Source organism: Mesorhizobium sp. GW821-FHT04C10 (assembly GCF_059420305.1).
This window is the reverse complement of the sequence record NZ_JBWKTL010000001.1, coordinates 2,193,218-2,206,460: the sequence shown is the minus strand read 5'-3', so window position 1 is coordinate 2,206,460 and position 13,243 is coordinate 2,193,218. Positions and strand designations below refer to the sequence as shown.

General features: G+C 64.6%; 11 protein-coding genes. 4 read left to right on the top strand and 7 right to left on the bottom strand.

What is annotated here, in order from left to right:
- Positions 1–17 precede the first annotated feature (17 nt).
- The gene (locus AC07UC_RS10680; RefSeq protein WP_494905580.1) at positions 18–836 is read right to left on the bottom strand and encodes an N-formylglutamate amidohydrolase; all 819 of its coding nucleotides are present in this window, start codon (positions 834–836) and stop codon (positions 18–20) included.
- Positions 837–972: 136 nt separating this feature from the next.
- On the opposite strand from AC07UC_RS10680, the gene AC07UC_RS10675 reads away from it, so the two are divergent.
- The 3 genes from AC07UC_RS10675 to AC07UC_RS10665 all read left to right on the top strand — a co-directional run bounded on the left by AC07UC_RS10675 (position 973) and on the right by AC07UC_RS10665 (position 6,273).
- Positions 973–1,800, top strand: coding sequence for a MurR/RpiR family transcriptional regulator (locus AC07UC_RS10675; protein ID WP_135881356.1), 828 nt, complete (start codon positions 973–975; stop codon positions 1,798–1,800).
- 184 nt (positions 1,801–1,984) lie between these two features.
- Positions 1,985–3,145 (top strand): efflux RND transporter periplasmic adaptor subunit, encoded by a 1,161-nt coding sequence (locus tag AC07UC_RS10670; RefSeq protein ID WP_494905578.1) that lies wholly within the window; start codon positions 1,985–1,987, stop codon positions 3,143–3,145.
- The gene (locus AC07UC_RS10665) at positions 3,142–6,273 is read left to right on the top strand and encodes an efflux RND transporter permease subunit (protein WP_494905576.1); all 3,132 of its coding nucleotides are present in this window, start codon (positions 3,142–3,144) and stop codon (positions 6,271–6,273) included. The genes AC07UC_RS10670 and AC07UC_RS10665 overlap by 4 nt, the downstream gene beginning before the upstream one ends.
- A 63-nt stretch (positions 6,274–6,336) precedes the next feature.
- Here the strand turns inward: AC07UC_RS10665 and AC07UC_RS10660 are convergent, their stop codons facing one another.
- From AC07UC_RS10660 to AC07UC_RS10635, 6 genes are all read right to left on the bottom strand, one after another.
- The gene (locus tag AC07UC_RS10660) at positions 6,337–6,747 is read right to left on the bottom strand and encodes a GtrA family protein (RefSeq protein WP_140771927.1); all 411 of its coding nucleotides are present in this window, start codon (positions 6,745–6,747) and stop codon (positions 6,337–6,339) included.
- Positions 6,744–7,559, bottom strand: a complete 816-nt coding sequence (locus tag AC07UC_RS10655; protein ID WP_494905573.1) for a ChbG/HpnK family deacetylase — start codon at positions 7,557–7,559, stop codon at positions 6,744–6,746. Before AC07UC_RS10655 ends, AC07UC_RS10660 begins: the two co-directional genes overlap by 4 nt.
- Entirely contained in the window at positions 7,556–8,542 is a 987-nt protein-coding gene (locus AC07UC_RS10650; protein WP_140771930.1) for a glycosyltransferase family 2 protein, read from the bottom strand. The genes AC07UC_RS10655 and AC07UC_RS10650 overlap by 4 nt, the downstream gene beginning before the upstream one ends.
- Positions 8,535–9,731, bottom strand: coding sequence for a glycosyltransferase family 87 protein (locus AC07UC_RS10645; protein WP_494905572.1), 1,197 nt, complete (start codon positions 9,729–9,731; stop codon positions 8,535–8,537). Before AC07UC_RS10645 ends, AC07UC_RS10650 begins: the two co-directional genes overlap by 8 nt.
- A gap of 220 nt (positions 9,732–9,951) precedes the next feature.
- Positions 9,952–10,989, bottom strand: a complete 1,038-nt coding sequence (locus AC07UC_RS10640; RefSeq protein ID WP_494905571.1) for a zinc-binding dehydrogenase — start codon at positions 10,987–10,989, stop codon at positions 9,952–9,954.
- A 52-nt stretch (positions 10,990–11,041) separates the two neighbouring features.
- Positions 11,042–12,283 carry an acyl-CoA dehydrogenase family protein gene (locus tag AC07UC_RS10635; RefSeq protein WP_202325950.1) on the bottom strand — a complete coding sequence of 414 codons (1,242 nt, stop codon included), beginning with the start codon at positions 12,281–12,283 and terminating at the stop codon, positions 11,042–11,044.
- Positions 12,284–12,403: 120 nt separating this feature from the next.
- On the opposite strand from AC07UC_RS10635, the gene AC07UC_RS10630 reads away from it, so the two are divergent.
- Positions 12,404–13,219, top strand: a complete 816-nt coding sequence (locus tag AC07UC_RS10630) for an SDR family oxidoreductase (protein ID WP_202325949.1) — start codon at positions 12,404–12,406, stop codon at positions 13,217–13,219.
- Positions 13,220–13,243: the final 24 nt, after the last annotated feature.

Below are 13,243 nucleotides of genomic sequence, written 5' to 3'. Positions count from 1 at the left end.
AGTCCCCTGTTTGTTTTTCAGCTGGCCGATTGGACTGACTTTCTGACTGAATGCGATCTGGGCCGCGTGGCCTCCTCTGGTTCCAGATCCGAAAAAATGCCCGTGAGCAGATCCGCCCATTTCCGCTGCCCGGTCTCTCCGGAGATTTCATCGTTGCGGATTTCGATCATCGCGCAGGGCAGCCCGCGCGAGCGCGCATGCCGTTCCAGCGTGAAATAGACGCGGTCGGCTGGCGAATAGGGTTCGTTGACGCCGACGGTAATGCCGGCAAGCCGCCCGAGCGCCGATATCAGCGGCGAGGCCAGCCGGCGGTCCTCATCGTGGATGATGCCGATATGCCAGGGCCGGTTGCGGCCCTTGTAGACGGGCGTGAAGGAATGCACGGAAACCAGCCGGGTCTCCTGGCCGCGCGCCAGCCGTTCCTCGACGATGCGCTCGATGGCGCCGTGAAACGGCTGCCATGACAGGGCGACCCGCGCCGCGCGCTGCTTGTCGGTCAGGCTGGCATTGCCGGGAATGACCGTCGTTTCGCTGACCGGCGGCACCAGGTCCGGCGCATCGAGCGGCCGGTTGCAGTCGATGACGAGGCGCGAGATTCTGGTTTCGACCAGCGTCGCATCCAGCGCCTGCGCCATGCGCAGCGCAACCGGCAGCGCGCCGGGATCCCAGGCGATGTGGCGGGACAGGTCCTCGGCGGCAAGGCCGAGCGTACCGAATTCGGCGGGCAGGAAATTGGAAGCGTGATCGCAGGTCAGCACGAAGGGGCTTGATCCGCCAGGGTTGGTCACCCCCACGGTATCAGACGATGCAAGGCTGGCGGGCCGTGCTTTCTCCATAGTCTGCCGTCCCCGGGGAGCGCTGTATCGTATGTTACGTATTTTGCCTCATTGCGTCCCTGTGGATGATTTCATACAGTTTGCCCGGCTTTGTCAAATGCGATCTCGTGGGCAGGGCCAGCGGGTGGGGGAAAACATGATTTCCAGCATTGCCGAACTGATCGCCGACCGCATCGGAGCGATGCCGGCCGGCGAACGGCGCGCGGCCCAGACGCTGATTGCGAGCTATCCGATGATCGGCCTGAAGACGGTCGCCGAATTCTCGGCCGCGGCCGGTGTCTCCTCGCCGACGATCCTGCGCTTCGTGGCCCGGCTCGGCTTCCAGAACTATCCGGAATTCCAGTCGACCCTGCAGGACGAACTGGCGGCGCAATTGCAATCGCCGGCGATACGAACCCTCAACCCGCCCTCGCCCGGCGGCGGCACTGTCTCGCCGATGCTGGAAGCGACGCTCGACAATATGCGCGAGACCTTCCGCCACCTCTCCGACAGGCAGCTTGCCGATATCGCGGCGCGGCTCGCCGATCGGCGTGGCAAGACATTTCTGATCGGCGGCCGCTTCACCGACCCGCTGGCGCGTTACATGGCCGCCCATCTTGCCGTTATCCAGCCCGATGTCTTTCACCTCGCCGGCCAGGAGAGCATGTGGCGCGACCGGCTGATCGACATGGGCAAGCGCGACGTGCTGGTGATCTTCGACATCAGGCGCTACCAGGACAGTCTCGTCCGCTTCGCCGAGAAGGCGCATCAGCGCGGCGTCCAGATCGTGTTGTTCACCGATCAGTGGCTGTCGCCGATCGCCCGGTTTGCCCGCCATGTCATCGCCGGACGAACCGCCGTGCCGTCGGCATGGGATTCTTCGGCGGCACTTTTCGTCGTCGCCGAAACGTTGATCGGCGCCGTCACAAGACAGCTCGAAGCCGACGGTGCCCGTCGCATCCGCGAGATGGAAGGCCTGCGTTAGGCATCCGCTCCAACCGGGCGTCGCGGATTTCACGTTACCGAGATTTAATGTGCACGATTGCGTGATAATTGCCATAAACCGGTGATATCGGGTGTGGCGTGGCCGGTTTTCGCTGCCAGCCCGTATCGTCGCTGCATCCGCTTTCACCTGGAACCGGCAGACGATTCTTGCCGCTGGAGTATCGATGCCGAGCTGGAAACAGATTGTCCTTGCGTTTGTGATCGTGGTCGCCGCCGCGGCCGCGTGGGCGCGCTTCTACCCCAGCGCCCCGCAAGTGCTGGCGCGCTGGGGCATCGACTGGGCCTATGGCGCGACACCTCCAACGAAAGAAACGGCGGCAGGTGGCTCCCGGCAGACGGGGGGCAACCGCGCCCAGATTGCCACCATCGTTGCATCGCCGGCCGCCTCGGCTGTTATCAACGATCGCCTGCAGGCGATCGGCACCGGCCGCGCCAACGCTTCGGTGACCGTCAATCCCTACAGTTCCGGCCGCCTTGCCGAACTGCTGGTCGAGTCCGGCAGCCATGTCGACAAGGGACAGATCATCGCGACGCTCGATTCCGAGACCGAGGTCATCGCCCAGAACCGGGCGAAACTCGCTTTGCAGGATGCGCAATCCAAGCTCGATCGCGTCAAGTCGCTGCGCGCCTCGAATGCCGCCACCCCGGTGGCGGTGGCCGACGCCGAGGTGACCTTGTCGAATGCCAAGCTGGCGCTCCAGGATGCCGAGCTTGCGCTGCAGCGCCGCTCCATCCTGGCACCGATCGCCGGCACCGTCGGCATCCTGCCGATATCGGCCGGCAACTATGTGACCAACCAGTCGGCGATCGCCACCCTCGACGACCGCTCCTCGATCCTGGTGGATTTCCAGGTGCCCGAGCGCTTCGCCGCCGCCGTCAAGGTCGGCGCTCAATTGACCGCGACGCCGATCGCCAATCCCAGCAACGCCTATACCGGCACGGTTTCGGCCATCGACAACCACATCGACGAGAAGAGCCGCACGCTGCTGGTCAAGGCCAAGATAGCCAATCCCGCCGATTCGCTGCGCGCCGGCATGTCGTTCTCCATCACCATGAAATTCCCCGGTGAGACCTATCCGGCCGTCAGCCCGCTGGCGATCCTGTGGGGGTCGGACGGCGCCTATGTCTGGCAGATCGAGGACGGCAAAGCCAAACGCGTGCCGGTGCGCATCATCCAGCGCAACACCGAGACCGTTCTGATCGACGCGGAGATCGACAGCGGCGACATGGTGGTCACCGAAGGCACCCAGAGCGTCAGCGAAGGCGGTGAGGTCCGCATCGCCGGCCAGGAACAGCGCGCCGCCAACACCGCCGAAGGCTCATGACCGGATCCGCCAACGCCGCCAGCGATACCGGCTTCACCGCCCTGTTCATTCGCAGGCCGGTCATGGCCTTCGTGCTCAACGTGCTTATCGCGGTTGCCGGTCTCGCGGCCTTTTACGGCGTCGAAATCCGTGAATTGCCTGATGTCGATCGCGCGGTGGTCACCGTTTCGACCACTTTCGAGGGTGCGGCCGCCGAGACCGTCGACCGCGAACTGACCGACACGATCGAGGGCGCCGTCGCCCGTGTCTCCGGCGTCAAGTCGATCTCTTCTTCCTCCTCCTTCGGCTCGAGCCGTGTCACCATCGAGTTCAACGATGGTGTCGACCTCAATGTCGCCGCCTCCGACGTGCGCGATGCCGTTGGCCGCGTCGCCAACCAGATGCCGGACACGGCCGATCCGCCCCGCATCGTCAAGGCCGATGCCAATTCCGATGCAGTGATGCGCCTGGCGGTGACCTCGGACAACATGTCGATCCAGGACATGACCGTGGTGGTCCAGGACCAGATCGAGGATGAACTGGCCGCCGTGCCTGGCGTCGCCGACGTCCAGGTCTATGGCGACCGCGACAAGATCTTCCGCATCGACGTCGACCAGAACAAGCTCGCCAGCCTCGGCTTCACCGTGGCCGATCTCAGGGCAGCCCTTGCCTCGGTTGCTTTCGATTCGCCCGCCGGTTCGATCACCACGACCAACCAGGACCTGATCGTCCGCACCACCGCCGACGTGACCACGCCCGAGGAATTCGAAAACATCATCATCGGCGGCACGACGCGCATCCGCGATGTCGCCACTGTCACGCTCGGCCCCGATGTCGGCCAGACCACGCTGCGTTCCGATGGCAAGACCGGCATCGGTATCGGCATCATCCGCCAGGCGGAATCGAACACGCTTGATATTTCGACCGGCGTCCAGGCCGCCGTCGCCAAGCTGCAGGAGAACCTGCCCAAGGGCATGGCGATCAAGATCACCAGCGACGACGCCGTCTTCGTCAAGGGCGCCGTGCACGAGGTCGAGATCGCGCTTGGCCTGTCGGTCACCATGGTGCTGATCGTCATCTACGTCTTCCTGCTCGACTGGCGCGCGACGCTGATCCCGGGCCTGTCGATGCCGGTCGCCATGATCGGCACCATCGCCGCCATCTATCTGGCCGGCTTCTCGGTCAACATCCTGACGCTGCTCGCCCTCGTGCTGGCCACGGGCCTTGTCGTCGACGATGCCATCGTCGTTCTGGAAAATATCGTGCGACGGCGCAACGAAGGCATGGGACCACGCGCCGCCGCCGTGCTCGGCGCCCAGGAGGTGTTCTTCGCCGTCGTCGCCACGACGTTGACGCTGGTTGCCGTCTTCGTGCCGATCTCGTTCCTGCCGGGCCAGACCGGCGGCCTGTTCCGCGAATTCGGCTTCGTGCTTGCCATGTCGGTGCTCCTGTCCTGCGTGGTGGCGCTGACGCTTTGCCCGATGCTCGCCTCGCGCATGCTGACCAACGCATCGCTCCACCATGAAGGCGGCCAGGGCATCGGCGCCCGTATCGGCGGCGCGTTGAATGCCGCCTACAAGCGCGCGCTGCACGCCTGCCTCGACGCGCCCTGGATCGTGGTTCTGGTCGCTGTGCTGTTTGCCGGCACCGCCTTCACTTTGTTCGGCACCATCCGCCAGGAACTGACACCGACCGAGGACCGCGCGGCGGTGCTGTTGCGCATCAATGCCCCTCAAGGCGTCAGCCTCGACTATACGACGCAGCAGATGCAGAAGATCGAGAAGCTGATCCAGCCGATGCGCGATTCCGGCGAGATACGCTCAACCTTCGAGAATGCCGGCCAGAACGGTTCCTACAATTCCGGCTTCATGGTGATGACGCTTGCCCCTTGGAACGAGCGCAGCCGCAGCCAGCAGGAGATCATGGCCGAGATCAGCCAGCTGACCAAGCAGGTGCCGAGCGTGCGCATCTTCCCGGTGCAGCCCAACAGCCTTGGCATCCGCGGCGCCGGCAACGGCCTGCAGTTCGCGCTGGTCGGCAACGACCGCAAGGCGCTCGGCGACGCGGCGGTCAAGATCATCGCCGAGATGCAGAAGGACCCGCGCTTCCAGACGCCGCGCCTGTCGATCGATCCGACGCAGCCGCAGCTGGCCGTCGCCATCGACCGCGAGCGCGCCTCCGATCTCGGCATCGACATTACGGGGCTCGCCAACACGATGCAGGCCATGCTCGACGGCAATGATGTCGTCGATGTCTACATCGCCGACCGCAGCTATGGCGTGAAGCTGGTCTCCACCACCAACCCGATCAACGATCCGACCGATCTGGAAAACGTCTTCCTCAAGACGGGCGACGGCCGCTTCGTGCCGATGTCGACCATCGCCAAGCTGACCGAACGCGCCGTGCCGCCGTCTCTGTCGCGCGAGCAGCAGCAGCCATCGGTGGCCATCACCTCCAACCTCTCGGGCAATTTCGCGCTTGGCGACGCTCTGACCCGCGCCGAGGAGATCGCCACGCCGCTGCTGCCGGCGGGCAGCCGTATCCTGCCGCTGGCCGAGGCCGCGACGCTGGGCGAGACCAACAGCGCCATGGTCACCATCTTCGGCTTCGCGCTGGTCATCATCCTTCTGGTGCTGGCCGCGCAGTTCGAAAGCTTCGTCAGCGCCGTCATCATCATGGCGACGGTGCCGCTCGGCCTCGCCTGTGCGATCTTTGCCTTGCTGCTGTCAGGCACCAGCCTCAACGCCTACAGCCAGATCGGCCTGGTGCTGCTGGTCGGCGTCATGGCCAAGAACGGCATCCTGATCGTCGAATTCGCCAACCAGCTGCGCGACCGTGGGCTCGGCGTGCGCGAAGCGATCGAGCAGGCTTCGACCATTCGCTTGCGGCCGGTGATGATGACAATGATCTGCACCATACTTGGCGGTGTGCCGCTGGTGCTGGCCGCCGGCGCCGGTGCCGAGGCGCGCGTGGCGCTCGGCTGGGTGATCGTCGGCGGGTTGGGGCTGGCCACCATCTCGACGCTGTTCCTGACGCCCGTCGCCTACCTGCTGCTTGGCCGCTTCGTCACGCCAAAGACCCATGAGGAGGCACGCCTCAAGCGTGAGCTCGAGGAAGCCGCCTACACCAATATGGAGCCGGCGGAGTAGGCAAGGTCCGGGAAGCGGGATGGCTGTTTTCCGCTCGTGGCTTCGTCAGACAAGACAGGGCCGCTATTTCAGCAGCCGGCCTTCGATCGACCAGCGCGCGGCGAGGAAATTCAGCACTGCCGCCACGATGACGCCGCCGATCTTCGCCGGCCACACACCGGCGATGCCGGCGAAGAGTGCGATCGACAGGCTGGAAACGCCGAGCGAAATCAGCGCCCCAAGCGAGACGAAACGCAGGAAAGCGTCATGCAGCCGGATGGCGTGGTTGCGCTCGAACGACCAGAAGCCATTGGCCACGAAAGAGAAGACGACGGCGATGGACCATGAGACGACATTGGCCGGCAGCGGCGGGACATGCAGCTTGAGCAGCAGGAAAAAGCCGGCAAGGTCGATGGCCGTGTTCGCCAGCCCGACAATGGCAAAGCGCACGATCTTGCTGCCGGTCGAACGGCGGGGCTGCTCCGCGCCGCTCATCCCTTGCCGTCCATGATCTCGACACCGGCGCGGGCCAGGCTCGCGCCGAGAGCGTCCGAAGCCAGGACCGAGAATTCCACCTCGCGCACGCTTTGCATCGGGTCGCGTGCCCGCAGCGTCTCGTCGACATGGCCGGGATGGCACATGAACAGGCCCCGTTCCGGCAGTGCTTCGACGGCGGCTTGCAGAACCGGGGCAAATCTCTCGGGTTGCCGCCAGTCGTAGATGCCGGCGAGCGGCTCGAAAATGATGAAGCCGGCTCGCGCCATCGACCGGTTGAAGCCGGCGGCCAGGGCAGCGATTGCCGCGACTTTAGGCGCCACGGCGGCCTTGCCGATCGCCGGAGCACCGCGCAACGCCGGTCTGGCGCCTTCGGAAAAACGTGCCCGCAGCCATGCGCGCACGGCCGGCAGGAAATGCACGTGCTGGTGCCCGTCGATGAAGTCAGGCTGGCGGCCCAACGCCTCGACGAAGCGGTTGTACTGCGCATCGAGCTCGGCATGGACGTCCCACGCGTCGACGCGGCCGCGCAGGACCGGCAATGCCAGCGAACGCAGCGGCGGCAGCCGGCCTTCCGGCGCCAGGCTCGACCGGCCGGTGATGGCCGGCTGGTCGGTAAGGGTCAGGTGCAGACCGACCGCCGCGCGGCCGCACAGCGGCTTGATACGCGCCGCCGCGTCAGGCCATTCCGGAAAGCCGGTCATGCAGCTGGTGCCGGTCAGGCGGCCGCGATCGAGCAGGTCGAGAATCCCGGCGCAGACGCCGGGCGCCAGGCCGTAATCGTCGGCGATCAGGCGGATGCGCCGCGTCATGTTCCGGAAGCGCCCGGCGGCCGGTCGGGGGCCATCTCGCCGCGCATGACATCGCGCACGATATAGACCGGCCGGTCCTTGCTTTCCGAGAGCGTGACCCAGACATATTCGCCAATCAGGCCAAGCAAGGTGAGGTTGAGGCCGCCCAGCAGGACGACGGCGACCATAAGGCTGGGATAGCCGGGGACGGCGATGCCGTAGAACATCACCTCGAAGAAGACCTTGGCTCCGTAGACGAGGCCCGCCAACGCCGCCAGCATCCCACTCAGGCTGATGATGCGCAACGGAATGACGGAAAAGGAGGTAAAGCCTTCCAACGAGAAGGCGATCAGGTTGAGCCGACTCCATTTCGACGTCCCGGTGACACGGTTCTCCGGCGAATATTGTATGGCTTTCTGGCGGAAGCCGGCCCAGGCGAACAGGCCCTTGTTGAAGCGCCGCTTGTCGCGCAGGCTCGTCAGCGCGCGCACCACGGCACCACGCATGACGCGAAAATCTCCCGCATTCTCGGGAATGTCGAAACGCTGGCTGCTGTTGATCAGGCTGTAGAAAAGCCGCGCCAGCTGGCTGCGCCGCCAGCTCGCCTCGCGGCGGTCGTTCTGCGCGTAGACCACATCGATATCGGGGTTCTCCACCAGCTCTGCGATCATCTTCAGGCTGGTGTCCATCGAATGCTGGAGGTCGGCGTCCATGACCAGCGCCATGTCGCCGCGCGACCGGTCGAGGCCGGCGAGCACCGCGACCTCCTTGCCGAAATTGCGGCTGAGCCGCACGATCTCCCAGGAACCCGACAGCGCCCGCGAAAACCGCTCGGCGCCATCGTCGCGACTGCCGTCGTCGACCAGGATCTTGTGGAGTTCCATGCCGAAACGCTGCGCCACCGCGGCTTCAAGCTTGTCGAGCAATGCGGCAAAAGCCGATGCCGATTGCGCCTCATTGAGGAACGGCGCCACGATATCGAGAACGGGCCGCGACTCAGCCATTTGCGACAGGCCTTTCATTCATCACCTTGTCTCGCCTCATCATGTCTCGCGCCCCCTTGTCACCGGATCTCGCCCAAAACCACCAGATCAGGGAACCGGCGATAAGGGTGACCGCGATCGGCCGGAACCAGGGGTACGTGAAATCCTGGATATGGCGCTCGACGCCCGTCAATCCTGTCAGGAGCAGCATAACGGACAGCACCGAGGCCAACATGCCGCCTCGTTCCTCGCGCCACAACAGGGCAATAGCGAGGCCGGCGGGCACGGCGATCATGGCATAGGTGTTGGGCTCGACGCGCGGGTTGAAGACGCACATGTAGAACGTCGCCGTCAGGAAGATGGCGAGACCAGCCGTTCCGCGTTCGAGCTTGCGGTCAAACCAGATGACGGCTGAAAGCGTAAACAGGGCCATGACGATGCGCACGATCGTGGCGCCGAATTCCGGGATGGGCAGCCCCATTTTGGTGAACGGCGCCGTGAAGTCGGTGGGGACAAAATGGCTGGTGTTGTCGACCGCCATCGCGGTCAGCATCCCGGCGAAAGCACGATATTGGTCGTTGAGATAGCCGGCGGGCGCGAAAGCGTAGGGTAAGGCGAGCACGAACAGTACCGCCAGCACGAGCACCGGTATCAGCCGGAAACGCAGGGCTCCCACCAGCAAGAGCATGATGATCGCGGTCGGCTTGGCTATGATGGCAAGCGAAGCCCAGAAGAAGGTTTCGGCGCGCCGCCCTTCGAGCGCCGACAAAGTGACAAGCCAGCAGGCACCGGTCAAAAGGATTGTCGCCTGGCCGTTACGGATCGCACCCAGCGCCATCGGCAGGGCAAGGAACAGCCCGAAGGAAAGCAGCCACGGCAATTCCCCGCCGCCGAGTTTGCGCACCTGCCGCATCGCGGCGAAGGTCAGCGCCGCGAAACCGATAGTATGCCACACCAGGCCGCCCAGATGCGGGCCGAGCTTCACCACCGGAACATAGAGCGCGGCAAAGGCCGGCGCATAGAGATATCCCATCTCGGACTGGATATTGTAGAGCGGCCGGCGGGTCAGCAGCGCCTCGCTGCCGTCTATATAGGCTTGCCAGACCGTCCGCGTATGGGGTGACCACAAGACCAGGACAAGAACGACCAGGAACGCTCCGATCCACAGGCCAAATCCCAAACGGTCGAAAACCGGCTTGGACATCGTCATCAAGACACCCCAACAACATCCGGGACAGGCTCAGTCCAGCACTGTCCCGGCATTCGATGGCGGCGGCATATCACGGACAAAGCAGCACGGCATAGGGGGCTGAAAGACGCGGCCATCAACTTCGCGGGACGTCGCGGATGGTCGGGCATGGCAACGATCTCGCTGGGAAAGGTGTTCAGAAAGCCTTCTTTTTCGCGCTTTCGCACGCCTTCGAACGGCATCAAGGCCGAATGAACACCTTGCCATTGGGCTTGGCGAGTTCCGCTGGCACCCGCGCGATTGCCTCGGCGAGCGGCACGACAGCCGTGACGTCGGTCGACCAGCGCCCGTCGGAAAAACGCTTCTGCGCTTCCAGGATCGCGGGAGCGCGCCGCTCCTTGAATTGCCGCATCCATTCGCTCAGCCAGAAGCCTTCGATATGCTTGTGCTGGAAGATCAGTTGGCCGGGCTCGCGGATGACGGTGGCGTCCGTGTCGAGCCGGCCATAGATGATCCAGCGCGCCCGTTTCGGCATGGCATTGAAGATGGCGGAAGCCAGCGGCCCGGTGACCGCATCGAGGAAGATGCGCGGCTGTTCGGCCTTCATCACCTCGCGCAGCGTGGCCTCGAAATCCGGCGCTTTCTCGTTGAGCACATGGGCAGCACCGATCTCCTTCAACAGCGCGATCTGCTCGTCGCGGCGAACGGTGACGACGGGCCGGAAGCCTTCCTCCCTGGCGAGGTCGATGATCAGCTTGCAGAGCTGGCTGGCGCCGGCTGTCATGACGAAGGCCTTTTCGCCCTCCTGTTTGACGATGTCGAACATGGCGATCGCGGTGAGCGGATTGACGATCATCGCCGCGCCGTCCTCGTCGCGCACGGTGTCGAGCAGCGGAATGCAGGCCGCTGCCTCGGCGACGGCATATTCGGCCCACGAGCCCCAATTGCTGAGGCCGGTGGCGAAGGCGACGCGCTTGCCGACGAGGCTTTTCGGATAAGGCTCGTCGCCACCGGCGACGATAGTGCCGACCCCCTCGAAGCCGGCTGGCCGGCCCTTGGCACGCGGCTGGCCGTACTGGCCCTTGATGAAGGCGACGTCTGATGGATTGATCGAGGCAAGGCTGACCTTGATCAGCACCTGGCTCGGTCCGGGCGCCGGCACCGCGATGCTACCCGGCTCGAGATAGGGTTCCATCGCCTCGAGCACGCTGCCGCTCGGTGTCCTGGTGTAGCCGTCACCGACCAGTAGCAGCGCCTTCATTTCGGAGGGAATGGTCATTGTCACACTCCTTGTTCGTCGGCGAAATCCGCGAATACAGCGGCCGAGCTGCTCAGATCTTCTCCTGCGTGTATTTCCTCAGCTCCGTCCGCGCCACCTGGCGGCGATGCACGGCGTCGGGGCCGTCGGCGAGACGCAGCGTGCGCAGATGCGTCCATGAGCGCGCCAGCGGCGTGTCCTGGCTGATGCCTTGCGCGCCGAACATCTGCACCGCCTCGTCGGTGATCCTCAGCGCGACGCGCGGCGCGATGACCTTGATCTGGCTGATCCAGGGGGCGGCCGCGCGCGCATCGCCCTGGTCGATCATCCACGCCGCCTTGAGGCAGAGCAGCCGGGCCATCTCGATTTCCATGCGGCATTCGGCGATGATGTCGAAATTGGCGCCGAGTTTCGCCAGGGGCTGGCCGAAGGCCTCGCGCCGCACCGAACGCTGGCACAGCATCTCCAGTGCCATCTCGGCCTGGCCGATGGCGCGCATGCAGTGATGGATACGGCCGGGGCCGAGCCGTCCTTGCGCGATCTCGAACCCCCTGCCCTCGCCAAGAATGAGGTTCGAGGCCGGGACCCGGACATTGTCGAAGCGAAGGTGCATGTGGCCATGGGGCGCATCATCGTCCCCATAGACCTGCATGGCGCGAACCTTGGTCACGCCCTTTGTATCCGAAGGCACCAGGATCATCGAATGGCGGCGGTGCTGCGGTTCCTCGTCACCACCGGTCCGCACCATGACGATATAGATCGCGCAGCGCGGGTCGCCGGCGCCTGACGCCCACCACTTTTCGCCGTTGAGGACGTAGTCGTCGCCCTGCCGCTCGCAGCGCATCGAAATGTTGGTGGCGTCGGATGACGCCACGTCCGGTTCGGTCATCAGATAGGCCGAGCGGATCTTGCCCTCGAGCAACGGTTCCAGCCACGCTTTCTTATGGTCGGCCGAACCGTAGCGTTCCAGCACTTCCATGTTGCCGGTGTCGGGCGCCGAGCAGTTGAAGGTCTCGGCCCCCAAATGCGCCTTGCCCATCTCTTCGGCCAGATAGGCGTATTCGACAGTGGAAAGACCGTAGCCGCGATCCGAGCCGGTCAACCAGAAATTCCACAGGCCGCGCTCCCTTGCGGTCTTCTTCAGCCCTTCGAGGATCTCGCTTTGGCGCGCGCTGTAGACCCAGCGGTCGCCTGCCTTGCCCACTTCGCCCAAGAATTCCTTGTCGAGTGGCATGATCTCGTCGCGCACCATGGCTGCGACGCGTGCGTGGATCGGCTTCAGCCGCTCGGTCATGCCGAGATTCATCTCCGTCATCGGTCGCTAACCCTTCATGCAGGCCGGGCATTTTACCCGTGGCAAGGATGACCGTACTTCGGATAGCCTTGTCAACGCGAACTCTTTGCCCGACGACGAGGCGAAGCTTGGAGGATTGGAATGGCCTATCTCGACGAGCTGTTTTCTGTGGCCGGCAAGACGGCTCTGGTAACGGGCGCGGCAACGGGCATCGGCCGCATGGCGGCAACCGCGTTGGTGAGAGCCGGCGCCGACGTGATGATCGCTTCGCGCAAGGGCGAGGATTGCATCAAGGTCGCCGCGGAACTGAACGGGCTTGGCGCGCCGGGCCGGGCCGATGGCTTTGCCGGCGACGTCTCAAGTGAGGCCGGCATCGCCGCACTCGTCGCCGAGGTCAAGGCGCGGACCGGAAAACTCGATATTCTGATCAACAATGCCGGCGTTTCCTGGGGCGCGCCGCTGGAGAGTTTCCCTTATTCGGCATGGGCGAAGGTTTTCGGCGTCAATGTCACCGCGGTCTTCCATCTGACGCGCGAATTGCTGCCGCTGCTCGAAGCCGCCGCCAGCGATAGCGATCCGGCCCGGGTGATCAATCTGGGTTCGGTGATGGGCACGCAGCCGCTGGCCGACGATGCCTATTCCTACACGGCGTCCAAGGCCGCGGTGCATCACCTGACGCGTACGCTCGCGCTCGAGTTCGCCGCCCGCCGCATCACCGTCAACGCCTTTGCCCCCGGCCCCTTCCAGAGCCGCATGACGGCTTTCGCCACCGGCACGGATGAACAGGCCAGCCATGTCGGCGGCCACGTTCCGATCGGCCGTATCGGCGCACCGGATGACATTGCCGGCGCAACACTCTATTTGTGCAGCCGTGCAGGCAGCTATGTCACCGGCGCCATCCTCCCGATCGACGGCGGGCAGTCGGTGCAGCATGGATTGACCTTGTTCAAGGAATGACATTTTCCGGCCGCAGAAGCCGGA

Bases quoted from the DNA above. Each gene is read 5' to 3' on its own strand.
- AC07UC_RS10670 (WP_494905578.1), top strand. From the start codon at position 1,985: ATGCCGAGCTGGAAACAGATTGTCCTTGCGTTTGTGATCGTGGTCGCC.
- AC07UC_RS10660 (WP_140771927.1), bottom strand. From the start codon at position 6,747: ATGAGCGGCGCGGAGCAGCCCCGCCGTTCGACCGGCAGCAAGATCGTG.
- AC07UC_RS10680 (WP_494905580.1), bottom strand. From the start codon at position 836: ATGGAGAAAGCACGGCCCGCCAGCCTTGCATCGTCTGATACCGTGGGG.
- AC07UC_RS10655 (WP_494905573.1), bottom strand. From the start codon at position 7,559: ATGACGCGGCGCATCCGCCTGATCGCCGACGATTACGGCCTGGCGCCC.
- AC07UC_RS10650 (WP_140771930.1), bottom strand. From the start codon at position 8,542: ATGGCTGAGTCGCGGCCCGTTCTCGATATCGTGGCGCCGTTCCTCAAT.
- AC07UC_RS10630 (WP_202325949.1), top strand. From the start codon at position 12,404: ATGGCCTATCTCGACGAGCTGTTTTCTGTGGCCGGCAAGACGGCTCTG.
- AC07UC_RS10665 (WP_494905576.1), top strand. From the start codon at position 3,142: ATGACCGGATCCGCCAACGCCGCCAGCGATACCGGCTTCACCGCCCTG.
- AC07UC_RS10645 (WP_494905572.1), bottom strand. From the start codon at position 9,731: ATGACGATGTCCAAGCCGGTTTTCGACCGTTTGGGATTTGGCCTGTGG.
- AC07UC_RS10635 (WP_202325950.1), bottom strand. From the start codon at position 12,283: ATGACGGAGATGAATCTCGGCATGACCGAGCGGCTGAAGCCGATCCAC.
- AC07UC_RS10640 (WP_494905571.1), bottom strand. From the start codon at position 10,989: ATGACCATTCCCTCCGAAATGAAGGCGCTGCTACTGGTCGGTGACGGC.
- AC07UC_RS10675 (WP_135881356.1), top strand. From the start codon at position 973: ATGATTTCCAGCATTGCCGAACTGATCGCCGACCGCATCGGAGCGATG.